This window comes from Dysgonomonas sp. BGC7, from assembly GCF_001261735.1.
GTDB lineage: Bacteria > Bacteroidota > Bacteroidia > Bacteroidales > Dysgonomonadaceae > Dysgonomonas.
This window is the reverse complement of sequence record NZ_CVRP01000007.1, coordinates 457,803-483,184: the sequence shown is the minus strand read 5'-3', so window position 1 is coordinate 483,184 and position 25,382 is coordinate 457,803. Positions and strand designations below refer to the sequence as shown.

Sequence of the window (25,382 nt, the reverse complement as noted above, 5' to 3'; positions counted from 1 at the left end):
TTATTTTTTTAATTGATGATAATAATCTTTAAATACCTGCTTACTTATTTCCATATCGGTGATTACTTCCAAAACGATGGATTCGTCCACTGTCTCGTCCATGAATACATTCAGAGCATCGTCCAATTCCGATCTATCATATGCAGACAAGTACCTCATTTGTGCTGCTGCAATCCATTCCTTTGCATGACAATCATGTGTCGCAGCCACATATTTGGTCAATGACGGAGCATTACTCAGTCCCGGAAGCAGATGGAATATCCCTCCTCCCCCATTATTTATGAGCAGAATACGCAGATTCTTTATATCTCCTATATTCCATAACGAATTAAGTCCGTAGAAGAAACTAAGATCTCCGATAAGGAGATAAGTAATACCTTTATATACAGACGCAAAACCAATAGCCGAAGGCAAAGAGCTTTCTATACCATTTGTTCCACGATTGCAATATATATTCCACGAAAGTTTCTGATTGTACAATTGAACATTTCGAACACTAGAACTATTAGCAAGATGCAGAACAGCCCCTTCCGGCAACAAGTTCAAAAAAGCACCAACTGCCTGAATATCGGAAAAAGGAATATCTGAAGAAGGTTCTTCGATTGTTTCTGTAGCATCTTTCCACAGACTTTGGTACACTTTATCTTCTTCACTGGAGATAGCAGAGAGTAAATCTTCTAAAAATCTGACATCATCTGTCTCCACCAATTCTGTTAATGACTGAAAAAGATCTATAACTTCATTAGACTTCGTCAAAAGCCAATGTTCCTGCGGTCTGTCCGATCTCAGAAATTGCTTCAATCGCTTAGATACGATATGACCTCCGAGAGTAATTACCAAATCCGGAGAGAAATTATTCTTTTCCTCTTCCGACAAGGCATATAGCCATGCATCGAAATTGGAAATAAACAGAGGAGAAACACAATTTGAAAGATATTCTGTAAGAATAATACAGTCTGTATGCTGAGCCAGTTTTTCCAGTACATTTACTAAAGCCGTATCTTTAAATGATTGTCCTACAATGATCATTCTCTTGGGAAGTGATTGCCACTTCTTTGCAAAAAGCTGTACATCGGCCCTCTTTATAGGCAATGAGTAGTTGATCCGCCTTACTGTTGGAAGTTCCTTTATCGAATACTCGAAAAGAGGTTCTGAAATTGGCACATTGATATGAACAGGGCCTGCTTCGCCGGCAGTACAAGATATAAGAGCCTCGTTAACTAGCCGATTACAGAACCATTCGTCTTGCTGCGAATTAATTTCAGGCAAATTCACAGACTTCTTAACCATAGTACCAAATGCACCCGATTGAGGTAATGTTTGCCCATCCATCTGACCAATCCACTCGTGTGAGCGATCAGCAGAAACCACAACCAAAGGTAGCTGCTGATAATAAGCCTCAGCTACAGCCGGAGCAAAGTTGAGCAGTGCAGTCCCCGATGTACAGCAAACAGCAACAGGACGCTTTGTACTTTGAATAATACCTAAAGCATAAAACGCAGCGTTACGCTCATCTACAACTACATGACATCTGAACGAAGGATCTTGCGAGAACGTTTGTAAAAATGGAGCATTCCTCGATCCGGGAGACACAACAATATCTTTTATCCCATACTCTTTAAGTAATGCTACTGTCTGTAATACATTTTTCTTGACTGAAAACATACCGTTCTATATTTTAATCTATTACAGAAAGTATTGTCTGTAATTTATTTTCGGTTTCGTGCCATTCCTGATTCAAATCGGAAGATAACATTAGTCCTCCTCCTGCATATAGTCGAAGCATATCTTTTCCTATTTGTGCGCATCTCAGATTTACATATAATCTACTAAATCCATCAATATTAAGTGGTCCTACAAAACCGGAATAATATCTTCTATCGTATTTTTCGTTTTGTAGTATAAAATTGAAAGCTTCTTTTTTAGGAAAACCACAAACAGCCGGACTAGGATGAAGCAATTCAAGCAAATCCCCTATATTATAACCTTCTTTCAACCTAAAATCAAATTTTGTCTTAAGATGTTCTATTTTTCCCGATTGGGCATTAAAAGGACCTTCTTTTCGCATATGGACACCTATTTTGCCTATTTGTTCCTGCATATAATCTACAACAATCTGTTGTTCGCTTCTGTTCTTATCATCCCACTCTTCAGTAGATATTTCTTTTGTTCCGGCCAAAGCTACTGTTTTGTAGACTTCGTTTTTTTCCGACACTAATAATTCGGGAGAGATTCCTATCCATGTTCCCGCCTCGGGAGTATTGCAAAGAAACACAAAACTGGATTCATGCATATCGCAAGCTCGTCTAAAAACCTCTCCTGCCCAAAAGCCTGTTCTCTTATCAATATCTTGTGTACGCGATAACACGACTTTCTGAAGCCGACCATCTACAAGGGATGTATAAAAGGTATTGTAGACTGAGCTATATTCTTCAGGCGTACTTAAGGAAGATTGAGTCTTAATATCTATATGAGATACCTTTTGTTCAAACTTCTGACCTGACAAGTATCTGAAAATAGAGACTTCATCATTTAAATGAATATCCGGATGTATCAGAGAGACCGGAGTATCTTCCGAAATATTGAAAGGAGCTATAACAAAGCCGCTTTTAGTATTCAGTTCTCTATAGTCGTTTATTGGAAATACATTGTTCGTTGTCTGTAATATCAGGTTTATTTCTTGCTGTCTGGCAAACCTGTACAGAGCAAAACGTACATTTTTTTGAATTAGAGAGTCAAAAATTCGATAATCGAAATCTTGATTTAGTTTCATTATTTTATCAAAAATTACATCAAACAACAAAAATACAAAATAGTAGGCTGTTTGTGAACATCATCTCATTTTTTTATATTCAACAAATTTTTCTTCATTAAATGCAAAAACATATAGTAAGTTTTATCTTGATTTTAGACACATACACTTCATATATGAAGACAATATATAATGCAAAAAACAAATTACTATACAAAATGTAAAAAGATAAAAATCATCTAACAGGAAATAACTACCATCTATTAAACTAAAGCTTTGATTAATTTGTTTTATGATAGAAATATTAACCGTTAACAAATTATATAAAACCCATGAAATTTGATTTAGCAATCATAGGAGGTGGTCCTGCAGGATATAATGCAGCAGAAAAGGCAGCTTCAAATGGATTAAAAACAGTACTTTTCGAGAAGAAATATATTGGAGGAGTATGTCTTAATGAAGGATGTATTCCTACTAAAACGCTTTTATATTCAGCAAAAACACTGGATAGTATAAAAGCCGCAAGTAAATATGGTATCACAATTGATGCAGAACCGAGTTTTGACTTAACTAAAATTATTGCCCGAAAAGACAAGGTTGTAAAAAAGCTTACAGCAGGAGTCAGTTATAAACTTTCGGCAAATGGGGTTACTGTAGTACAAAACACAGCAACCATACTTGGCGAAAAAGAAGGACTTATACAGATTTCCAGTGAAGGAAAAACATACGAAGTCAGTTATCTGCTTATATCTACCGGATCAGAAACAGTTATTCCTCCAATCAAAGGCTTATCGGAGACGGAATACTGGACATCGAAAGAGGCTTTGGAATCGAAAGAGTTACCAAAGTCTTTGGCTATTATAGGTGGCGGAGTTATAGGTATCGAGTTTGCATCTTTCTTTAATAGTATGGGAGTAGAAGTAAATGTTATAGAAATGTTGCCTGAAATATTAGGGGCAATGGATAAAGAAACGTCAGCCATGCTTCGAAGCGATTATGCTAAAAGAGGAGTTAAATTCCATCTTAATACGAAGGTTATAGAGGTTACAGCTAAAGGTGTGACTGTAGAAAAAAATGGGAAAAGCGAAAATATTGGAGCCGACAAAGTATTGGTCAGTGTAGGACGTAGAGCCATAGTAAAAGACCTTGGACTTGAATCCCTTAATATTGAACTTCACAGGGGGGGCATAAAAGTCAACGAATATATGCAAACCAACCATCCTAAAGTATATGCAGCCGGTGATGTCACAGGTTTCTCCCTTCTGGCACATACTGCTATCAGAGAAGGAGAAGTAGCTATAAGCCATATCCTTGGAGAAGAAGACAGGATGTCTTACAAGGCTATACCAGGAGTTGTATATACAAATCCTGAGATAGCAGGAGTAGGGAAAACCGAAGAGGAACTAAAAGCTGAAGGACAGCCGTTCCGAGTATTAAAATTACCAATGGCTTACGCAGGCCGTTTTGTTGCTGAAAACGAAACAGGAAACGGATTATGTAAAATCATTGTTGATGAAAGCGAACGTATTATTGGATGTCATATGTTGGGCAATCCCGTATCTGAAATAATAGTACTTGCCGCTGTAGCTATAGACAACGGAGACACTGTAGAAAAGTTCCGTAAACACGTATATCCACACCCTACTGTAAGTGAAATAATACACGAAACATTGTTTTCTTAGACTCAGGCCAAGATGCTCTGTATAAATAACACATATACTAACGCTTATTTTAACCTTGCTTCAGAAGAATACTTATTAAAAAATTCTTCTGACGATATTTTTATGTTATGGCAGAACGAACCATCTGTTATAGTTGGAAAATATCAGAATGTTTGGGCCGAAATAAACATGGACTTTGTAGAAAAAAATAAAATTAAAGTAGTAAGGCGTTTTTCTGGAGGAGGAACAGTATTTCACGATTCAGGTAATCTAAATCTAACATTTATCGAAAATAATAAGAATGCAGATTTCGACAAATTCACAAACAGGATAATAGCCCTTTTGGCTCAGCTAGGTATTCATGCTGAATCCGATGCACGTAGAGCAATAAACATAAATGGACTGAAAATATCAGGAAGTGCACAATGTGTACACAAAGATAGGATTATGTTTCATGCAACTTTGTTATTCTCTTCCGATTTAGAAAGACTAACGACAACTCTTGAAGGAGATCCCGAACAGTTCGACAACAAGGCTGATGGCAGAATATACGTCAAATCCGTAAAAAGTCCGGTAACGAATATTCTTCAACATTTGAATAAGCCTATTGATATAGAATATTTTAAAAAATATATAATGTATTATTTTTTGAACGAAAAGCAGGGTAATATGGTTTATAACTTTAGAGAGGAAGATGTTACAACTATCTCTGAATTGATGAACAATAAATATTCTACAAAGGAATGGAATTTTAATGGCAGAAAAGCATTAGTAGAAACACATTAAAAGGATTTTAATCTTATAATATCAAATAACATATAACTTAAGTATAAATCATGGCAAAATTTGAAATAAAAATGCCCAAACTGGGCGAAAGTATAACAGAAGGCACAATTATATCCTGGTCAGTCAAAGTAGGCGACAAGATTGAAGAGGATGATGTTCTGTTTGAAGTGAACACCGCCAAAGTAAGCGCAGAGATACCATCTCCTGTTGCCGGAAAAATTCTTGAAATATTATTTAAAGAAGGAGATACTGTAGCAGTAGGCGTTGTAGTGGCAGTCGTAGAACTCGATGATGAAGGAGAAGATGAAGAAACCGCTCCTGCCGAAAGTGCACAACAAGACAGTCCTGCTTCCTCCGAGCAAACCTCAAAGGCTACATCGGAAGAGAAAGCTCCGGCACCGGCATCTGTTAGAGATGAAAAAGTAAGCAAAGGTACAGAAGAAAGATGGTATTCACCGGTTGTATTACAAAAGGCAAAAGAAGCCGGAGTAGGACAAGATGAATTGGATAAGATAGAGGGTACAGGATATCTGGGACGAGTAAGCAAACGCGATATCGAAGTTTATATAGACAATAAGAAGAAGGGTGTAACTTCTACTACCATTTCAAAACCTGTTAAGACAGAAAAAGCTGCTCCTTCCGCTCCTTCGCCTCAGCAAGATGCGCCAAAAGCCGCTCCTGTTACAGTTTCGGATGGAGATCAGGTAATAGCTATGGATCCTATACGCCGTATTATAGCAGATCGTATGGTTGCATCGAAAAAAACTTCTCCTCACGTAACTAACGTAATAGAAGTAGATGTAACTAAATTGGTGCGTTGGCGTGAAGCAAACAAGGATGCATTCAAAAAGCGTGAAGGTATAAGCCTTACATATATGCCTGCTATTGCAGAAGCAACAGCCAAAGCATTGAAAGATTTCCCTCGTGTAAACTCATCGGTAGATGGCTACAATATCGTAGAGAAGAAACATATCAATCTGGGATTTGCTGTTTCATTAAACGATGGTAATCTAATTGTTCCGGTTATAAAAGATGCAGACAAATTAAGTCTTAGTGGCATTGCCTCATCAATTAACTCAATGGCAAACAAGGCTCGGGCAAATAAACTAATGCCTGACGAAATACAAGGAGGAACATTTACTATTACAAATTTCGGCTCGTTCAAAAGTATATTCGGTACTCCGATTATCAATCAGCCGGAAGTAGCAATACTTGGAGTAGGCATTATAGAAAAGAAACCTTCGGTAATAGAAACTCCTGAAGGAGACGTGATTGCTATACGCCACAAAATGTATCTGTCTCTATCTTACGACCACCGGGTTATAGATGGTATGCTTGGAGGAAACTTCCTTTACAGCATAGCTCAATATCTGGAAAACTGGAACGAGAAATAACTTCTAAAAGAAAACGAAATGAAAAAATACGATATAAAAACAACTGAAAAAGAAACCCTGAAAAAATGGTATCACCTGATGACACTCGGACGTGCTATCGACGAAAAAGCCCCGGCTTACCTTCTACAGTCTTTAGGCTGGTCTTATCATGCTCCCTATGCCGGCCATGATGGAATACAGCTTGCTGTAGGGCAAGTATTTACCCGAGGCGAAGACTTCATGTTCCCTTACTATCGGGATATGCTTACAGTCTTATCGGCAGGGATGACAGCCGAAGAGCTCATTCTGAACGGTATATCGAAAGCTACAGACCCTGCCAGTGGAGGACGCCATATGTCGAACCACTTTGCCAAGCCGGAGTGGCATATAGAAAATGTATCTTCAGCCACCGGAAACCATGACTTGCATGCAGTGGGAGTAGCAAGAGCAATTAAGTATTACAATCATACAGGCGTTGCTATCACTTCGCACGGAGAATCGGCTATGTCGGAAGGATATGTATATGAAGCCATCAACGGGGCATCGAAAGAGCAGCTTCCTGTAATATTTGTTATTCAAGATAACGGATACGGTATTTCTGTTCCAAAAAAAGATCAAACAGCCAACCGTAAAGCTGTAGATAACTATTCGGGATTGAAAAATCTCAAGATAGTACATTGTAATGGAAAAGATGTATTCGATTCGATGAATACAATGACCGAAGTTCGTGAATATGCAATAAAAAATCAAGCTCCCGTATTAGTCCATGCTAATTGTGTGCGTATAGGTTCTCACTCAAACTCAGATAAACATACCCTGTATCGGGACGAAAACGAGCTTAAGTACGTAAAAGAGGCTGACCCTTTATTCAAATTTCGCCGTATGCTATTGCGTTACGAGCGATTTACAGAAGATGAACTAAAAGAGATAGAAGCAGCTGTGAAGAAAGAATTGAGTGCTGCAAATAAAAAAGCATTGGCTGCTCCTGATCCCGATCCTAAATCAATCTTCGACTTTGTAAGTCCTGAACCATACCAACCTCAGAAATATGTAGATGGTATACATAACGAGGAAGGAGAAAAGAAAAATCTGGTAACAGCGATTAATGAAACTTTAACATCTGAATTTCGACAAAATCCTGATACCTTCCTTTGGGGACAGGATATAGCTAACAAGGACAAGGGCGGTGTATTTAATATATCGAAAGGCATGCAACAGGAATTTGGAGACAAACGAGTATTCAATGCTCCTATTGCCGAAGACTTTATTGTTGGTACAGCTAACGGTATGAGCCGTTTCGATCCTAAAATACGCATAGTTATTGAAGGTGCTGAGTTTGCAGACTACTTTTGGCCGGCAATGGAACAGTATGTAGAATGTACGCACGACTATTGGCGCAGCAACGGAAAATTCTCTCCTAACATTACACTTCGTCTTGCTTCGGGAGGATATATCGGTGGAGGTATCTATCACTCACAAAATATAGAAGGAGCTTTGGCAACGCTACCGGGAGCACGTATTGTATACCCATCCTTTGCTGATGATGCAGCAGGATTATTACGCACCAGTCTACGATCAAAAGGATTCACCGTATTCCTCGAACCAAAAGCATTATATAATAGTGTAGATGCTGCAACTCCAATCCCTGACGATTTCGAGGTTCCTTTCGGAAAGGCTCGCATACGCAGAGAAGGTAAAGACTTAAGTATTATTACTTATGGCAACACTACTTTATTTTGTCTCTCTGTAGCCGAACGACTATCCAAAGAAGGCTGGTCGGTAGAGGTAATAGATATACGCTCCCTGATCCCATTAGATAAAGAAACAATCTCCGAATCTGTGAAGAAAACCAGTAAAGCTTTGGTAGTACATGAAGATAAAGTATTTGCAGGATTTGGCGGAGAAATAGCAGCTATGATAAGCTCCGAACTATTTCAGCATCTGGATGCTCCCGTGCAGCGTGTAGGCTCTACTTATACCCCTGTAGGATTTAACACAATCTTAGAAAAAGCTGTTTTACCGGGAGAAGATCGTATTTATGAAGCCGCTAAGAAATTATTGGAATTCTAAACACTCAAAACATATATATGATGAAAAAAATAGGATTATTTTACGGTACAAGTACAGCTAAAACAGCGACTATTGCAAAAAAGGTAAAAGCAGCCTTTGGTGATGCCAAAATAGACATTATACCCGTGGAAGATGCCTGGAAGAAAGACTTCGAAGAATTCGATAATATTATTGTCGGCGTTTCTACATGGTTTGATGGAGAATTACCAAACTACTGGGATGAAGTAAGACCTGAATTGGAATCTCTAAATCTAAAGGGAAAAAATGTTGCTATTTTCGGACTTGGCGATCAGATCAAATATCCTGAAAACTTCGTAGATGGCATAGGGTTGCTCGCTAAATCCTTTGAGTCGGCAGGAGCGAAACTCGTAGGATTGACTTCTACAGAGGGTTATAAATTCGAAAACTCAGCAGCTTTGCGCGACAACAAATTCTTAGGATTAGCTATAGATTTTGAAAATCAACACAGCAAGACTGATGAACGAGTTAAAAATTGGGCAGAACAATTAAAAAAAGAGTTCAATTAAAGTTCTATACCCATTTGTTACTCTAGTATGTAAAGCTACATATAGCAAGTTTGGCTTAGAAAAAACATCTTTGTTTTTTATCTGAAACTTAATAATAGATAGAATGAATAAGGCTGTATTGAGATTTTCAATACAGCCTTATATATTAGAGTTTATTTATTGGGGATTCTAAATTATTAGATCCAGCGAACATATGCAAAATCCTGACGATGTGCCATATCCGGATGCTTAGGATATACACGGTACGCAAAGTTACTTATTCCCGGGATTTTAGTCACGATATCCAATTCGAAATAAACCTTAGAACCATCTTGTTTTACTTGTTTAAGCTCGACAGTAGAAACAAATTTATTTACTTTAAGATCAGGATCATATTCTGTCATTACACAGTCAACGCCTAGATCCCCTTTCATCTCTTTCTTATCTATAACAACTTTTACATTAAAGACTTGACCTTCTGTAAAATTAGGAGATGCTAATTGTGTTCCGTCTTTTATATTCTGTCCATTAAACAGAAGTTCTTCTACTGTAAACTTATCCCAATTGGCAGCAGTATCTTCTTTCCACGCAGCCAACTCTTTTGCTTTAGCATAGTTATCTCCGGCTACCAACTTAATACGTTCTCTTTCCGGCTTATAGAAGTTCTTAATATAGTCATCTATCATACGTTTAGTCGTATATTCAGGTGCTATATGTGCTATAGAGTTCTTTATATACTGTATCCATTCGGGAGAATACCCTTTCGAATTACGAGCATAGTATAATGGTAAAATATCATTTTCGAAGATAGAATATATCTCAGAAGCATCCAACTCATCCTGATATGCCTGATTTGAGAATGTCCGTTTATCAGTAAGACACCATCCGGCATCTTTGCGATAACCTTCATACCACCATCCGTCCAACACAGAAAAATTAAGAACTCCATTCATCAAAGCCTTTTCTCCAGACGTTCCTGAAGCTTCAAGAGGACGAGTAGGTGTATTCAGCCATATATCAACACCTGATATCAGACGTTTGGCCAAACGCATATCATAATTTTCTAAGAAAATAATTTTACCAATAAATTCAGGTCGACGAGATATTTCTACAATATGTTTTATCAAACCTTGTCCGGCTCCATCGGCAGGATGCGCCTTTCCTGTATATAAGAACTGTATCGGGTATTTCTCATTATTTACCAGTTTTGACAAACGATCGAGATCGGTAAATAAAAGATGCGCACGTTTGTAGGTTGCAAACCGGCGGCCAAAACCAACAAGTAAGGCATCAGGATTGATTTTATCTACAAGAGAATATATTGTAGATGGTGCCTTCTGATTTTTGATCCACCCTTCTTTCATCTGCTCCTGAACATAGTGAATAAGACGTTTTTTCATTGCCATACGCAACTTCCAAACCTCTGCATCAGGAACATTATAGATATTATCCCATATTTCATGATTAGACTGATCTTCGTAGAAGTTCTTATCAAATGTTTTTTCATACAGCCCTTTCATTTCCTTTGCTGTCCATGTAGGCATATGTACACCATTAGTCACATGACCTACGTGTAGCTCTTCTGCAAAATAAGAAGGCCATATTGGCTGAAACATTTTACGGGAAACAATGCCATGCAGATAACTTACGCCATTAGCTTCCAGACACGTATTTAGAGCAAATACACTCATACTGAATTTTTCGTTGCTACCCGGATGCTCGCGTCCCATATCAACAAATTCTTGCCAAGACAAACCTAAACGAGCAGGATAACTTCCCATATATTTACCGAGAAGTCCTTCATCGAAATAATCATGTCCCGCAGGGACAGGTGTATGTACTGTATATAAACCTGATGCACGCACAACTTCCAATGCCTGATTAAATGTCAAACCTTTTCCTTCAATAAGATCTAACAAGCGTTGCAGATTGATAAATGCTGCATGCCCTTCATTACAGTGATATATTTCTTTCTTTATTCCTAATTTATTAAGAAGCATGATACCACCAATACCTAACAAATACTCTTGCTTCAACCTGTTTTCCCAGTCTCCACCATAAAGCTGATGTGTAATAGGTTTATCAAACTCACTATTCAAATCAATATCTGTATCCAGTAAATATAGATTTATTCGTCCCACATTTACTCTCCAGATATTAGCATAAACATCTCTATCGGGATAAGGTACTGCAAGGATCATTTGGTTACCATCCTCGTTCAATACAGGTTCGATAGGTAATTCTCCAAAATTCTGCGGTTCATAATTCGCAACTTGCTGACCATCAGGAGATATTGTCTGAGTAAAGTATCCGTAACGGTAAAGGAAACCAACACCAGTCAGGTCTACATGACTATCACTAGCCTCTTTCAAGTAGTCTCCGGCTAAAACACCTAATCCTCCTGAATAAATTTTTAATACATGAGAAAATCCATATTCCATACTGAAGTATGCCACAGATGGTTTTTCTGTATCAAATTTTTGAGACATATATGTATCAAAATTCTTTATTACACTTTTTACCTTTGCCATCAAGGCACTGTCGGCCAGAATTTCATCTATTCTTTCATACGCTAGTTTCTGCAATAATATTACAGGGTTATGTCCTGACTCTTTCCACAGTTCGGAATCAAATTCGGAGAAGAGGTCAGTTGCGTCATTGTTCCATACCCACCATAGATTATGTGCTATTTTTTCTAATGGGAGTAATTCCTGTGGCAGATTAACCTGAGTGTAGGCACTTCTCCAAGTAGGAGAGTTAGAATAACTTGCTTTAATTCTCATATCAAATATAATTACTTAAACTTTTATTTCTTGATTAATATAGTGTTAGGTTTGCAGTATCTTTCGATACTACAAATATAATAAAATATAGCCACTACAACGGCTATTTTACTGATAATACTTACTATAGATTATACGCAATCGTTTGCAATACAATGTTTACTCACATGCCAAACTATATAGATATTCCAAGGCAAAAGATATTTAGAAAATCATCGCCTTGCATCTGCCTTCTGTAGGGCATCTTTATACGCATCTTTATAGTAGTCAAAGAAATGATCCCAGTCGGCAAGATTAGCTCTATCCAAAGCAGCTTGTCTCAGAATCTTTTCTTGTTCGGCACTTTTAGTGGTCATCTCGAATACTCTATTGCAAATATCTTCCGAAACCTCAATAAAGTTATAATCGTCACGAGTGATGACTTCGGCTCCATCGTCCATTCCTTTTTCATCTCCCATTTTCCTCATCCACAGACCAAATCCAGCCAAGGAAGTAGTTATGGTAGGAACAGAGAATGCAATACTCTCATGAGGAGTATACCCCCATGGCTCGTAATAAGAAGGGAAAACAGTAACATCCAGCCCTATCAACAAGTCGTAATAAGCCATATTGAATATGCCATCATTTCCATTCAGATATGATGGAACAAAGATTATTTTCACTCTGTCTTCTTTTCTGTTCTGCATTTGCAAATAAGCAATCTGGCTAAGAACAGAATCATGATTCATATTATGTAACCAGTGGGTTATGTAAGGATAAGAAAGAGGTTCGGAAGGAGTTTTCTTGTCTTCCAATCTTTTTTTCAAATCCATACGGGCGTCGTCTATCCATGCAGGAACCATAATAAATGCAATTACATCTTTTTGCAATTGTTTGATCTGTTCCAACCTATGCATAGCATCAACAAATACATCCAGCCCTTTATTTCTGTATTCATAACGTCCACTTGTGGCAACTAATAGCGCATCTTCCTGTATATCATAGCCCAACAATTTTTCTGCTACATTTATCATAGCTTTACGAGCTTTTAATCTTTTAGTTTCATGACTTTTACCTTTTGGAATAAAGTCTTTTTCAAAACCATTTGGGGTCACAACAGGTTCACGATGCAGTAGTTGTTTACATTCGCGAGCAGTAATATCGCTAACAGTAGTAAAGCAATCGACATTTTGCGCTGCCATTTTTTCTACAGAATGCTTGGCAACCATATTCAATTCGCGAGCCATCTGATCACTATCGTACGCATTCAGATAATTATACAAAGGCTTATTATTACCGGCAATAGACCGCCCAATAGAAGTTGCATGGGTAGTGAAGACAGTACCTACAGCGGGTAAGCGATCTTTTATATATAAAGCACCCATACCCAGCATCCACTCATCGAAATGAGCGATAACTTTCTGATTTTGTAATTCATGAAAATTATAAAAGCTTTCTATAACTGTACCTGTGGCATAGGCAAATATACATGACTCGTCATAGTCTCCGTATGCATGAAGCGAATCTACCCCAAACTTATTCCACATTTCGCTATATATAGCATCTTTGGCTGGATAAAACTGATCAAAATTCACCAATACGACAATAGGAGCACCGGGAACATCCCAACGTCCAATTCTTATTTTCAATTTATCTTTCTCTGTTGCTGCTATTTTCCAGTCTTTAAGCAAATCATGCTCTTCGAGAAACCATGGACTTTCATTTTCTTTCCAGATATCCGGGCCTATGAATATAACCTTATCTTTGCACAGCTGCTGCATTGATTTAGCCTTTGTAGATAGGACTGTATATATACCTCCAACTTTGTTACAAACCTCCCAGCTTGCTTCGAAGATATAATCGGGATTGTAGTTGTCTGTTATCATAAAAATGGTTTCTATTTTTTAGCTTTGTAAATACTTATAAAATCATAAAGCATAAAGGTTGTGAGTATCTTTTTAGTACCTTTGCTCCTCTATTCAAGAGAGAACAAAGATAACAAAGATATAAACTTATTAAAATTATTTAGAGATGAGTAGTCGTAGGAAACTGAAAAAAAACATAAATAACATAATGGACCTGCTTTACATTGATTGTATTTTTTACAAAACGTTTGTTATTGACGCAGATAAAGCGGCAGCTGACAAAGTTATAGAAAAAATAGCAACAGCACATGACGACTTATTGAAACGTGTGAGCTGTACAGAAGGCAAAGAAGTAAAAGGGCGAGTTAAAGCTTATTATAACAAACTAAGAGCAGACATAAAGAACCAGACCAACGATATTGCCCGCGACATAGCAGCATTAGGAGAATGAGAAAATTTTGTAAGTTTATACTTAATTTTATAGGGTGGAAAATTGTTGGAGACACTAACCTACCTAGTAAGAATGTAATATGTGTGGCTCCTCACACAAGTAATTGGGATTTACCTTTAGGCCTGATAGTATATAAAGCAATGGGAAGAAAAGCGTCATTTCTCATAAAAAAAGAATGGTTCTTCTTTCCTATGAATCTCATATTTAATGCTTTGGGAGGAATACCTGTAGACAGATCGAAAAAGACTTCATTGACAGAGCAAATGGCAGAGCTATATGCAAAAAAGGAAGATTTTCAGTTAGCAATTACACCTGAGGCCACCCGAAAACTAAATACAGAGTGGAAAAAAGGGTTCTACTTTATTGCACTCGCAGCTAAAGTACCCATTGTGGTTGCAGCAATAGATTACGGAAAGAAAGAAGCCAACTTTAAAAAAGTTTTTCAACCTACAGGAGATGTCGACAAAGACATTGAAGAAATAAAAAGCTACTACATTGGTATAAAAGGACGCCATCCCGAACATTTCTCACTATAACAGAAGAGCTTATGCAAGAAGAATATAAATTAGGTGTGAGCCTTGTACAATATGATATTGCATGGAAAAATAAGCAACAAAACCTAGAATACATCCACAACGTTATTTCCCAACTATCAGGAAAAACTGACATAGTGGTTCTTCCCGAGACCTGTACTACTGGCTTTTCTATGAATAGTCACAATTTGGCCGAGCCTATAGATGGAAAAACCATCTCATCATTAAAAGAGTGGGCAAAGGATTTCAACTTAGCTGTTTGCGGTAGTTATATCGCTTCTGAAAATGGCATATATTACAATAGAGGATTCTTTATTACTCCGGACAAAGAATTTTATTATGACAAACGACACCTGTTCAGAATGGGTTGCGAACCTCAGTTCTTTTCGCCAGGAGACAAACCTCTTATTGTAGAATATAAAGGCTTTAAGATAAAACTTCTTATTTGCTACGATCTCCGTTTTCCAGTATGGGCCAGAAATGTCGACAACGAATATGATTTGCTTATATATGTTGCAAACTGGCCTGCATCGAGATCTAAGGTTTGGAATGCTCTGCTAACAGCAAGAGCATTGGAAAACATGAGCTATGTATGTGGAGTGAATCGCATAGGAAAAGATGGTAATGGATTGCAGCATGAAGGAGGTTCAAGGTTAATAAATGCTAAAGGTGACGATATTTGTATTATTGAGTTAAACCAAACGTGTGTTGAAACTGTCTATATATCAAAATCGGATTTAGAAAAATTCAGAGAGAAGTTTCCTGTATGGAAAGATGCTGATATTTTCAGAATAGAATAAACATTACATAACAATTACAATAAATTATGAAAAGTATTTTAAGAAAGGCTGCATTATATGTTGCAGCAATCGCCTTAACATTCGGATTACAAAACTGTAGCACAGTGAAACCTATTGACAAAAAAGATCTTACTGGTTATTGGGAATTAAAATCCCTGAAAGGAGAAGATTCCAAATCTGCATTCTCAGGAAAACTACCTAGTATAGAGTTTGATTTCGATAAAAATATTGCACATGGGAACGGTGGCTGTAATAACTATACAGGAGCGTTTACAATAAACGAAAAGAATGAATTTTCGGCACCTAATTTTGCTGCAACTATGATGGCATGCCTGCAATCGAACAAAGAACCAGAATTTTTATCAACACTATCAACTCCTAATCTTATAGTAGGTTTGAATGAATCCGGAGCATTAATTTTTTCCCAAGGAAAAAATGTCGTACTAGAATTTGTAAAAGGAACAGCACCTACAAAAGTAAATAACATAGTAAGTAGTGAAACTCTGACCGGAAACTGGGAACTAACATCTATTGCGGGAGGAGATATTACAGATCTATTTGCAGAAAGAGTTCCGAATATGAGTATATCTTCAGACGGAAATATATCAGGGAAAGCAGGATGTAATACATACCGTACTTCTTATAAGCAAGAAGAAAATACTCTTACCTTTGGTCCGGCAATATCTACAAAGATGGCTTGCCCTAATCTTAAAGGTGAACAGCTTTATTTGAGTTTCTTCAATTCTCCTCTACAGGCAGGAATAAATGGAGATAAGCTAACTTTCTTTAAAGGAGGAAATGTTGTATTAGAATTTACCAAAGATACATCTTCTAAATAAGGGGGAATATATAAAAGAATAAGGCTGTATTGAATATCAATACAGCCTTATTTTTTAGCACCTGTTGCTATATAAGAATCTAAAAAATAGATTTCTACAACTTATTTTTTATCATTCAATGCAGCAAAAATCAAGCCTTCCAATTCTTCTGCCAATTCCGGATTATCTTTTATCGTATCTTTTGCAGCTTCACGCCCTTGTCCTAGTTTTGTATCATTATAGCTATACCAAGAACCACTCTTCTTTATAATTCCGAGATCTGATCCCAAATCAATAATCTCACCCGAGCGAGAAATACCTTCTCCATACATAATATCGAACTCAGCTTTGCGGAAAGGCGGAGCAACTTTATTCTTCGCAACTTTCACTCTGGTCTGGCTACCTTTCACCTCATCCCCATCTTTTAGTTGTCCAATACGACGAATATCGAGACGTACAGATGAATAATACTTAAGAGCATTACCCCCTGTGGTTGTTTCGGGAGAGCCAAACATAACTCCAATCTTATCGCGTAACTGATTGATGAATATACAAGTAGTGCTTGTCTTATTTATCGCAGCTGTTAATTTTCGTAAAGCCTGAGACATCAATCGAGCCTGTAGCCCCATTTTAGAATCTCCCATTTCTCCTTCAAGTTCAGCCTTTGGAGTCAATGCAGCTACCGAGTCGATAACTACAATGTCAATAGCTGAAGAACGGATCAGTTGCTCTGCAATTTCAAGAGCCTGTTCTCCACTATCCGGTTGAGATATATATAAATTTTCAATATCTACACCCAGTTTTTCAGCATAGAAACGATCGAAGGCATGCTCTGCATCAATAAAAGCAGCAATACCTCCTGCTTTTTGAGCCTCTGCTATAGCGTGAATAGCCAAAGTTGTCTTACCTGACGATTCGGGTCCGTATATTTCTATCACCCTGCCACGAGGATAGCCTCCTACCCCAAGAGCAGCATTGAGGGCTATAGAGCCTGTTGGGATAACAGCAATTTCATCTACTTTATCATCTCCCATTTTCATTATGGAACCCTTACCATAACTCTTTTCTATCTTATCCATTGCTGCCTGCAATGCTTTTAGCTTTTCCGTATTAGGAGCAGCTTTCTTTTCTTTCTCTTCGGCCATTATCCTTATTTATTAATATTATTGATTCAAAATTTGATCGGCATGCTCTTTGGTCTTTATTTCTTTAGGACCTATTATTTTATCTATTACTCCCGATTCATTAATTAAAAATGTTGTACGGAAAGTCCCCATGTACTTTCTTCCTGCCAACGTTTTTTCACCCCATACACCAAAAGCCTCTACTAATTTCTTATCAGTATCAGCAATCAGAGGAAAAGGTAATTGCTGCTTTTCTATAAATTTTTTATGCGATTTCTCATCATCTACACTTACCCCTAATATTTGATAGCCAGCCTTTCGCAACTGAGAAAAGTTGTCTCTAAAACTACAGGCTTCAGCCGTACATCCGGGAGTATTATCTTTAGGGTAAAAATACAATACGAGCTTACTACCCTTATAGTCAGAAGCGTTTATTGTCTTGCCATCCTGATCTGTCCCCAAAACATCAGGGATTTTATCTCCTACATTTAAAGCCATAATTATATATTTTCGTTACTATTGTATATATGTTTTCTTTTCAAAGGAACTCTTCAGCTTGCGAACCTTATTTCTAACCTCAATCCCTTTATTAGTAGCTTCATTAAAAGCTATTTCCGCATCATTATATTCATTGATATCTGAATCTGGAATAGTGCCGAGTATGCCATATCTTTCGAGTAAAGTAATCTTTTCCTTTACAACATCAGTATATTCCAAAACAGACTTTTGATAATCATCACCCCCTTTAAAGATAGGCATTTCTTCAACCGTCTGTCCTATTGCATCTATTCTTTTCAGATAATCACCAGAAGAACCCTTAAGATCAAGATCTATTCTTTTCGACCACGCACGCTGTATCAGCTCTTCATATTCTCCGTAAACGACATCAATATCTCTTATCATATCTAACAAAAAATAGTTATAAGCGACCTTATTGTCGATTCTCTTGTTTACTTCTACATTTCGTTTCGTAGTTTTAGCTCCTTGTTGTGCATTCAATGTACCCACTAATATTAAAGAGAGTACCGAAAGTAATAATGTTTTCATATAGCTGTGTGTTTAATGTGTCAAGATAGAAAAATTTATTTGGTTTCAAACCACTTATCGTTCGCCGGAGGAATATAATCTTCCATTTTATTTAACAGAAGGTCTATATCATCATCAACAATCAAAAGCTCTCTATATTCTTCTTTCAAAAATCCTTTATCAATCATCTTTGATGACATCTCGATCAACGCATCGTAATACCCTTCAACATTCAGAAGGCCTACCGGCTTTTTGTGCAGAGCTAACTGCGCCCACGTCAACATTTCAAATAATTCCTCTAACGTTCCATAACCACCGGGAAGAGCAATAACACCATCAGAAAGTTCATTCATCAAAGCCTTACGTTCGTGCATTGTATCTACAACATGCATTTCGGATACATCCTTCAACTCCAACTCTTTCTTTTTCAAGAAATCAGGTATTACTCCTATTACTTTTCCTCCATTGCTTAAAGCTCCACCGGCTACAGCACCCATCAGTCCTACACGGGCTCCACCATACACAAGTCCATAGCCTCTTTCTGCTATTTCGTGTCCTAACTGAGCCGCCTGATCTACAAAAACACCCTCATTACCTGATGATGATCCACAAAATATTGATATATTCTTCATTTAATATTATAATTGCTAAAACTAAAATTCGCCATTATTCTTTTAACAACAAGAGAAAAGCAAAAGATATATTGACGAAAGCAGTTAAATCTCTTCATTATTGCCTAACAAAGATAATAATAATTAGATACAAATTTATCTAAGAAAGATACTGTTGAAAACTTTTGAAAACCTATCTTTGCTAAAGATTATAATAAAATTAGAACACAAATGAACAATAGATACACATATTTAGTCCTTATTTTAGTCACAATTATGTTAGCATCCGGTTGCAAATCAATTCAGTCGGGCACAAGTAAAAAGAGTACTACCGAATCTTGGTTTAATATAGCTGTAGCCGAAGATGTAGAAATATTTATAGATACTGCCAGCATCCGCAGTGAAGGAGCAATATCTTATGCCCGAGAAAAACGAATATACATCACCTCCGAAAGTAAAAAACTGTATGTCGACAAAATACGCGCTGAATATACAAAAATGAAAAAACCTGAAAAAGCTAATAGATGGAACGATTTCAGCTATTGTATATATAATTGTCTATATGAATGTACAAATAAACGATTCAGGGTACTATCAGTAGAAGATTACGATTCTACCGGCAAGTTAATAGCTAAAACAACACCTGCCAAAGGTGTTTTAAAATGGTTGAATGTAGATAGTGAAACGGTCGGAGATTACACATTCTTCTTTGTATGCGACTATGGACAATAATAATTTATAATATAAAATTGTTTATCTTTGCAGTCTTCTAATTCAAGCCCATGGTCGCAGTAACTATTTCATGGATAGCAATTTCTATAATATTCCTCTCTTTCGGAGATATTCTTATCTCGCTATATAACAAATTATGTAGCAAGAATGAAAGATATGGCATAACTAACACATTCTTGTTAGGCATGTGTGCTACTCTTATCCCTTTATCTACATTGTCTTTCTGGCTACCATCTAACCAATATATCTTGCTCTTATTCCTATTATTAAGCATTGCATATTGGGTATTGAGGAGAAAGCATTGCATACAAATCTTTGAGAAAGTCAGAGCAAAAATAAAAAGATACTCCCTGCTTGAACTCGTTACTTTCGTTATTCCTGCAATAAGTCTTATGCTTGTAATATTGTGGCAGGTGGGGGTTTTCGACTCTTTATTTTATCATCAGCAAAATATTCGGTGGAATGAGGAATATGCTGTTGTGCCGGGTTTAGGAAATTTGGAGCACCGATTCGGATTCAACTCTAATTATCTTTTGCTCTCTGCTATATTCAGCTTCAGGTTTTTATTCGAAGAAGCAGTATACAGTCTACATGTATTAGTCCTTTTATATATTGTATGGTGGATAATAAAAGAAATTATAGATTCGGGATATGAAGCAAAGAGAATAGCTCTATTGTTAGTTATTACGGGATATATATTTGCATTCGGATATTCTTTTACTGCAACATCTACCGATGCAATACCTAATGTAGTAGCACTATATCTCTTAATGCGTCTTTTATTATACCCCGATTCTGTCAAAAAAGATTTCTTATTATTAATAGTATTACCAGTATCCCTGATTACATTTAAGATATCAATGGTGCCGTTATGCATAATTTCCTTATATATAATTTTCAATCTAATAAAGGAACGAGTATATAAGAACACACTCTTTATCCTATCAGTCTCTGCTATTATAGTTATTCTTTGGCTTGCAAGAAACGTTATTGTATCAGGATATCTTATTTTCCCTTTCCACGAAATAGACCTATTCTCTGTAGATTGGAAGATCCCTAAACATGTAGCAATAGACGAACGTGATTTTATTCTATCGTGTGGGATCAGGTCTTTCAACGATATGATTCAGCGACTTTCTCACTGGCAATCAGACATTCCTGCCATAAAAGACTGGATATTGTATTTTTCATTCCTGAGTTCAATTATTGCATCGCCTTTATTGGTCATTTTTGCATTGACACGAAAAAGGTACCTGAATAAGGTTACCTACTTCATATATTTCATTCTATTGGCAACTCTCTGTCTTTGGTTTTCCGGAGGGCCCGATCCTCGTTTCTTAGGCGGCATATTATTTGCCGTTATGTACTTCGATCTCTTCATTCTATTGGCTAGAGAAAAAGAAAAAAAATGTCGCAGAATCGGTATTACTATCCTTTCTATGTTTACCCTGATTATGGCTTATTGGCCTATAACAAGAACTGACAGGTTTATAGATATGTTCCACTTAAGTAATGACAACAAAAGGGCAAGACCAATATGGAGTATTATATACAAGCAATATCCTTATAGAGAGTTATTAAAATCGTGGAATGCGTATGAGGATAAATTCACTCCATATCAATTAGGCAACCTCACGATATATACAAGCAGATCACCAGAAATTCCAAACGGAAGATTTGTATGTTTCGATTCTCCTTTTCCTTGTACAGTATTCAAAACTGACGACTTATCCAAATATCAGGATATCACCACTATTGAGGCTAGAGGGAATAGCCTGCAAGATGGATTCAGATCGAAAGAATAAAGCCCTATCTTTTACTGACAGAGCTTTAATTACATTTATCATAATATCAGCGAGGAACTATACCGTCACTCACTTCAACTTTAGGTAGTGTAACAGGAGACAGTGGTTTTCGAAAGAAATTGACAAAGCTCGTATAAGATGATTCATAGTACATTTTATTAAACATAGCATCTGTCAACAACAGAGATTCATCGTCATATCTTACCTTATTCGATACTTTTATATTACAACTTTCTGTAGACTGCGAACCATAACTGGAACATTCCTGAAAGAAAATGAAAAAACGAGCGATATTCTTCGGTTGAGACAAGCGATATTGTAATACGAGATAATTTTGCTTGAATACAATCATATCTTCTTTTTCCGGAGTATCTATAATTTCCTCACTCTGTTCTACTATATCCTCCAACCTATAGCCAATACCCGCGTACGCCAATACCGGAAGCCGGAGAATGGAAGATGTCTCTAATTGGCTTATAACCTTCAGATAATCATCTTTTGCTATCAAATAGAAGGATTGCCCTGCATACTTTTCATACCTGACAATGAGTATATATGATTTCTGCTTATAACTTAAATAGCGCATCTCATAACGTCCCACTGTTTCAAAATCGTACAGATAACTTTTATCATCAACCCAATCTCCTTCCGAAGAGTAATACCAACCTTGAATATTTCCAAAAACCGCAACAGGCTTAGAAACGGTAGCTCTTTCTCGATTCTGCCTGTCGGAGATACGAATGTAAGATACTGTATCTGAAGAATAGCCAATAGAGTCGAACGGCTGTCCTTCGATATACTCTGAATCGAAGTCTGTCTGATTCGAAACAGAAGCGTTTCGATCTGTAATACCATCATCTACAATACCAGATACAACCTTGGTTGCTGTCGTTAATGAATTTTCAGACTCAGAAACAGCTTGCTTCTGTTCTGTTCTTTGTATCATATTTCCAAAATCAAACTCAGAAGATTTTATTTTTTCGGACAATGGTATCAATATCTTTTCGAAATTATTCCACGCTGTTTCAAAATAAGCTCCTTTAAGATTTCCACTCATTATAGAAGCCAGCTCAGGCAAACGAAAACGAACAACATCTTCATTATCTACATTCTGAGCATTTATCGAAAAATCTTGCTGCTGACCATTACTATCTTTTGCCAGAGATTCAGCCATAAGCTTCAATAGTTTTTCCGGACCGAACCCGCTATCATTATCCGACATATAACCAAATGAAGGAGATGTAATAGTCAAAGTTTCTGCATTCTTCTTCTTAATGTTATTTACCAAACTGGCATACGAGCGCTCTGTCATTATATAGAAACAAACACGTCTTTCTGTATAAGCATTAGACACATAGGCATTATTTTCATAGACAAGGGCATAGAAATTTCTATCACCGCTTTTCAGTGAAATAAACTGCATCCAAATAAAATTTTGAGGAACAGAGCCTTTCGATTGAGCTTCGAGTTTTGAATCTGCAATAGCATTTTCATTCGGAATCCAGTTTCCGGATATATCCTGTCTCCATCCCATAGCATTTCTTAACTTCTCAGATTGAGCTAAAATGGTCAGTTTATAATCATTCGTAATTCTGCTCTGTGCTACCATACTTCCGGCATAGCATACAAGTAATATTACCAACAGGTGAAACCTAAAATACTTCATAAATAGACGTTTGTGTGTTTTGTAAATACGTAAAACTTCTTATTCTATCTTTTTACCAAAAGGGACTAAAGCCAGATGTATTAATTTAAAATGCTGCTTGCCAAAAGGAATACCAACGATAGTAATACAGAATAGTATACCCCAGAACAAATGAGTTAGAGCAATCCAGAAGCCACCAATAATAATCCAAATAATATTCATTACCAGACTAAGGCATCCTGATGAACTCTCATCTTGTACTACTTTGCTTCCAAAAGGCCATAGTGCAAGGATTCCCAGTTTGAAAGCCTGAATACCAAAAGGTATTCCTATAATAGTCAACATCATAAGAAAACCTGAAAGAAAATATTCTATAGCAACCATAAAGCCGCCAAATATAACCCATATAATATTCCCAATAGTTTTCATTATTCCCAATAGTTTAATATTAATAAGCAAATATAAGAGGAAAAATATATATTCTGATTTTAACGCTTCCTTTTTTATCTCCGGTAGTCTTTTTTAATACAGAAATTATTTGTTATTTTGTTTCAAATACACATTTTATGTCAAGGAAACTATATATAATACCATTTATCCTTATAACCTTTATCTACCTGCAATGCACTCCTTACAACAGCGATAAGGTGAATCATCAGTTAATACAAGGGAAATGGATGCTTGTTGAGGCTGATCATAACAACAAAATATTAGATACGGTTAAAGTAGACTATCAAAACAATCAAACGATACTGGTATTTGACGATAATAATTTTACTCAGTATATGCCAGATTTGAATGACACTATTAATTTAAGATTCCTCATTAAGGATTATAGCCTGGCTCTATTAAAAGACACAATATTTGTCAATACTTTTAGTATAAAGCAATTAACACAGGACTCCTTAATCCTTTCCCAAGAAACAAATAAGCGGATATATAAAAAGATAAAATAATATTTTCTTCGTGCTAATTAATAACTAGATACGAACCAGATTCATATAAACTTTTACAATTTTACTTAGATTACTCTCACTTCGCTCTTCTTTGTAGTCAGTGAAAGCATTTGCACTTTTTTTCTCGTATACCCAGAGAAAGAAACTTTCGTTAACTAACTGAAACTCTTCTCCATTCTCACCTTTATCAATGGGTACTTTTTTCTTATAAAAGAAATAAATTACATCATCTACTACTGTTACAGGGTAGTCCACTTCTTCCCACTTATCAGTATCTCTGTTGTAACCACGCATAATACACCTCCGATCTCCGCCTTCTGTATAAAAGTCGAAAGTAGTACCGATTAGTACTTTCCCCATTTTCTCATTATACACAGGATCAATATCCTCTCCATAATATCTGAAAAAGCCATTTATCTGCCACTTTCCCTTCGACAGATCGTCAAAGTCTATTTTAACTTTTGCAGGATTAACACCATTGGTAGCTGTCGGATTCGTATTAATTTCACGATTCGCCCTTGTATCAGTTATATTATATTTTGTACCGTCTGCGGTTCTTCCAGGATAATTCCTAAACCATTTTACCACTCCATCAGTAGCTCCTATCTCTCTAATGCGCTGATAGGTGGTGGTATCTTTCCCGGTGTGTTTACTTTTCCATTCGAAAAGAACTGAATCTACTTTTGTTCTATAAGTTCCTTCCTCTATAAGATCATAAAGGACATTAAACGTTTTGAATTTATATTCTCCCGTAGCCGGATCTTTAAAGAAAGTTGTCTTAAAGCCGTCATATTCAGTCAATCGAAAACCAGGGTAAGTTGTCTGTACTCCACTTGAAAATTTCACCTGTATTTCTTTCTGAGAATAATAAGTTTCCCATGTTCCCAAGATTTGATCTTCTAACAGATCTGTAGGAGGAGTCGGAGGAATCCATTCATCTCCTTTCTTCTCATCATTATTGTTGGAACAACTTACTAACCCGATAAGGGCGAAAAGTAGTATATATAATATTTTTCTCATTGTTTGCTGAATGAACCATTGTGTAATCGAGTGCAAAGATAAATAATTATACCTAAAAATAGGATTATTTCTATATTTTTCACTCC

Annotated in this window: 23 protein-coding genes; 12 read left to right on the top strand and 11 right to left on the bottom strand. The window is 36.7% G+C overall.

Annotated elements, in window-relative coordinates:
• Both menD and BGC7_RS07395 read right to left on the bottom strand, forming a co-directional pair.
• Positions 1 to 1,665 carry a 2-succinyl-5-enolpyruvyl-6-hydroxy-3-cyclohexene-1-carboxylic-acid synthase gene (menD, locus tag BGC7_RS07400; RefSeq protein ID WP_050700915.1) on the bottom strand — a complete coding sequence of 555 codons (1,665 nt, stop codon included), beginning with the start codon at positions 1,663 to 1,665 and terminating at the stop codon, positions 1 to 3.
• A gap of 13 nt (positions 1,666 to 1,678) precedes the next feature.
• Positions 1,679 to 2,773, bottom strand: a complete 1,095-nt coding sequence (locus BGC7_RS07395; protein ID WP_050700914.1) for an isochorismate synthase — start codon at positions 2,771 to 2,773, stop codon at positions 1,679 to 1,681.
• Between the two features lie 311 nt (positions 2,774 to 3,084).
• Here BGC7_RS07395 and lpdA point away from each other — a divergent pair, with 311 nt between their 5' ends.
• From lpdA to BGC7_RS07370, 5 genes are read left to right on the top strand one after another with little or no spacing between them, the layout of a single operon-like run.
• Positions 3,085 to 4,434 (top strand): dihydrolipoyl dehydrogenase, encoded by a 1,350-nt coding sequence (gene lpdA, locus BGC7_RS07390; protein ID WP_050700913.1) that lies wholly within the window; start codon positions 3,085 to 3,087, stop codon positions 4,432 to 4,434.
• A gap of 12 nt (positions 4,435 to 4,446) precedes the next feature.
• Positions 4,447 to 5,199 (top strand): lipoate--protein ligase family protein, encoded by a 753-nt coding sequence (locus BGC7_RS07385; protein WP_050700912.1) that lies wholly within the window; start codon positions 4,447 to 4,449, stop codon positions 5,197 to 5,199.
• 50 nt (positions 5,200 to 5,249) lie between these two features.
• Positions 5,250 to 6,593, top strand: a complete 1,344-nt coding sequence (locus BGC7_RS07380) for a dihydrolipoamide acetyltransferase family protein (RefSeq protein WP_050700911.1) — start codon at positions 5,250 to 5,252, stop codon at positions 6,591 to 6,593.
• Positions 6,594 to 6,611: 18 nt separating this feature from the next.
• Positions 6,612 to 8,642 (top strand): alpha-ketoacid dehydrogenase subunit alpha/beta, encoded by a 2,031-nt coding sequence (locus BGC7_RS07375; protein ID WP_050700910.1) that lies wholly within the window; start codon positions 6,612 to 6,614, stop codon positions 8,640 to 8,642.
• 20 nt (positions 8,643 to 8,662) lie between these two features.
• The gene (locus tag BGC7_RS07370; protein WP_050701078.1) at positions 8,663 to 9,169 is read left to right on the top strand and encodes a flavodoxin; all 507 of its coding nucleotides are present in this window, start codon (positions 8,663 to 8,665) and stop codon (positions 9,167 to 9,169) included.
• 176 nt (positions 9,170 to 9,345) lie between these two features.
• Here the strand turns inward: BGC7_RS07370 and glgP are convergent, their stop codons facing one another.
• Together glgP and BGC7_RS07360 are read right to left on the bottom strand one after the other, a co-directional pair.
• Positions 9,346 to 11,931, bottom strand: a complete 2,586-nt coding sequence (gene glgP, locus BGC7_RS07365) for an alpha-glucan family phosphorylase (protein WP_050700909.1) — start codon at positions 11,929 to 11,931, stop codon at positions 9,346 to 9,348.
• Positions 11,932 to 12,143: 212 nt separating this feature from the next.
• A complete protein-coding gene (locus BGC7_RS07360; RefSeq protein WP_050700908.1) occupies positions 12,144 to 13,796 on the bottom strand; it encodes a glycogen/starch synthase in 1,653 nt (550 codons plus the stop codon).
• Positions 13,797 to 13,941: 145 nt separating this feature from the next.
• On the opposite strand from BGC7_RS07360, the gene BGC7_RS07355 reads away from it, so the two are divergent.
• From BGC7_RS07355 to BGC7_RS07340, 4 genes are read left to right on the top strand one after another with little or no spacing between them, the layout of a single operon-like run.
• A complete protein-coding gene (locus BGC7_RS07355) occupies positions 13,942 to 14,226 on the top strand; it encodes a hypothetical protein (RefSeq protein ID WP_050700907.1) in 285 nt (94 codons plus the stop codon).
• Positions 14,223 to 14,762 (top strand): 1-acyl-sn-glycerol-3-phosphate acyltransferase, encoded by a 540-nt coding sequence (locus tag BGC7_RS07350; protein WP_050700906.1) that lies wholly within the window; start codon positions 14,223 to 14,225, stop codon positions 14,760 to 14,762. The genes BGC7_RS07355 and BGC7_RS07350 overlap by 4 nt, the downstream gene beginning before the upstream one ends.
• An 11-nt stretch (positions 14,763 to 14,773) precedes the next feature.
• Complete coding sequence (locus BGC7_RS07345) at positions 14,774 to 15,559, top strand: nitrilase family protein (protein ID WP_050700905.1); 786 nt, start codon at positions 14,774 to 14,776, stop codon at positions 15,557 to 15,559.
• Between the two features lie 26 nt (positions 15,560 to 15,585).
• Entirely contained in the window at positions 15,586 to 16,398 is an 813-nt protein-coding gene (locus BGC7_RS07340) for an META domain-containing protein (RefSeq protein WP_050700904.1), read from the top strand.
• Between the two features lie 101 nt (positions 16,399 to 16,499).
• Here the strand turns inward: BGC7_RS07340 and recA are convergent, their stop codons facing one another.
• From recA to BGC7_RS07320, 4 genes are read right to left on the bottom strand one after another with little or no spacing between them, the layout of a single operon-like run.
• A complete protein-coding gene (gene recA, locus BGC7_RS07335) occupies positions 16,500 to 17,522 on the bottom strand; it encodes a recombinase RecA (RefSeq protein WP_050700903.1) in 1,023 nt (340 codons plus the stop codon).
• Between the two features lie 18 nt (positions 17,523 to 17,540).
• Positions 17,541 to 17,999 carry a thioredoxin-dependent thiol peroxidase gene (bcp, locus tag BGC7_RS07330; protein ID WP_050700902.1) on the bottom strand — a complete coding sequence of 153 codons (459 nt, stop codon included), beginning with the start codon at positions 17,997 to 17,999 and terminating at the stop codon, positions 17,541 to 17,543.
• Positions 18,000 to 18,017: 18 nt separating this feature from the next.
• Complete coding sequence (locus BGC7_RS07325) at positions 18,018 to 18,548, bottom strand: hypothetical protein (protein ID WP_050700901.1); 531 nt, start codon at positions 18,546 to 18,548, stop codon at positions 18,018 to 18,020.
• Positions 18,549 to 18,583: 35 nt separating this feature from the next.
• Positions 18,584 to 19,159 (bottom strand): LOG family protein, encoded by a 576-nt coding sequence (locus BGC7_RS07320; RefSeq protein WP_050700900.1) that lies wholly within the window; start codon positions 19,157 to 19,159, stop codon positions 18,584 to 18,586.
• 210 nt (positions 19,160 to 19,369) lie between these two features.
• Between BGC7_RS07320 and BGC7_RS07315 the strand changes: the two genes are divergently transcribed.
• Positions 19,370 to 19,870, top strand: a complete 501-nt coding sequence (locus BGC7_RS07315) for a surface-adhesin E family protein (RefSeq protein WP_050700899.1) — start codon at positions 19,370 to 19,372, stop codon at positions 19,868 to 19,870.
• Between the two features lie 50 nt (positions 19,871 to 19,920).
• A complete protein-coding gene (locus BGC7_RS07305; protein WP_157258679.1) occupies positions 19,921 to 21,675 on the top strand; it encodes an LIC_10190 family membrane protein in 1,755 nt (584 codons plus the stop codon).
• A gap of 46 nt (positions 21,676 to 21,721) precedes the next feature.
• Here the strand turns inward: BGC7_RS07305 and BGC7_RS07300 are convergent, their stop codons facing one another.
• Complete coding sequence (locus BGC7_RS07300) at positions 21,722 to 23,341, bottom strand: hypothetical protein (protein ID WP_050700896.1); 1,620 nt, start codon at positions 23,339 to 23,341, stop codon at positions 21,722 to 21,724.
• Between the two features lie 39 nt (positions 23,342 to 23,380).
• Positions 23,381 to 23,749, bottom strand: a complete 369-nt coding sequence (locus BGC7_RS07295; protein ID WP_050700895.1) for a YccF domain-containing protein — start codon at positions 23,747 to 23,749, stop codon at positions 23,381 to 23,383.
• A 137-nt stretch (positions 23,750 to 23,886) separates the two neighbouring features.
• On the opposite strand from BGC7_RS07295, the gene BGC7_RS07290 reads away from it, so the two are divergent.
• Positions 23,887 to 24,276, top strand: coding sequence for a hypothetical protein (locus BGC7_RS07290; RefSeq protein ID WP_050700894.1), 390 nt, complete (start codon positions 23,887 to 23,889; stop codon positions 24,274 to 24,276).
• Positions 24,277 to 24,300: 24 nt separating this feature from the next.
• Here the strand turns inward: BGC7_RS07290 and BGC7_RS07285 are convergent, their stop codons facing one another.
• On the bottom strand, positions 24,301 to 25,296 hold the full coding sequence (locus BGC7_RS07285) for a hypothetical protein (protein ID WP_050700893.1): 996 nt from the start codon (positions 25,294 to 25,296) through the stop codon (positions 24,301 to 24,303).
• Between the last annotated feature and the right edge of the window lie 86 nt (positions 25,297 to 25,382).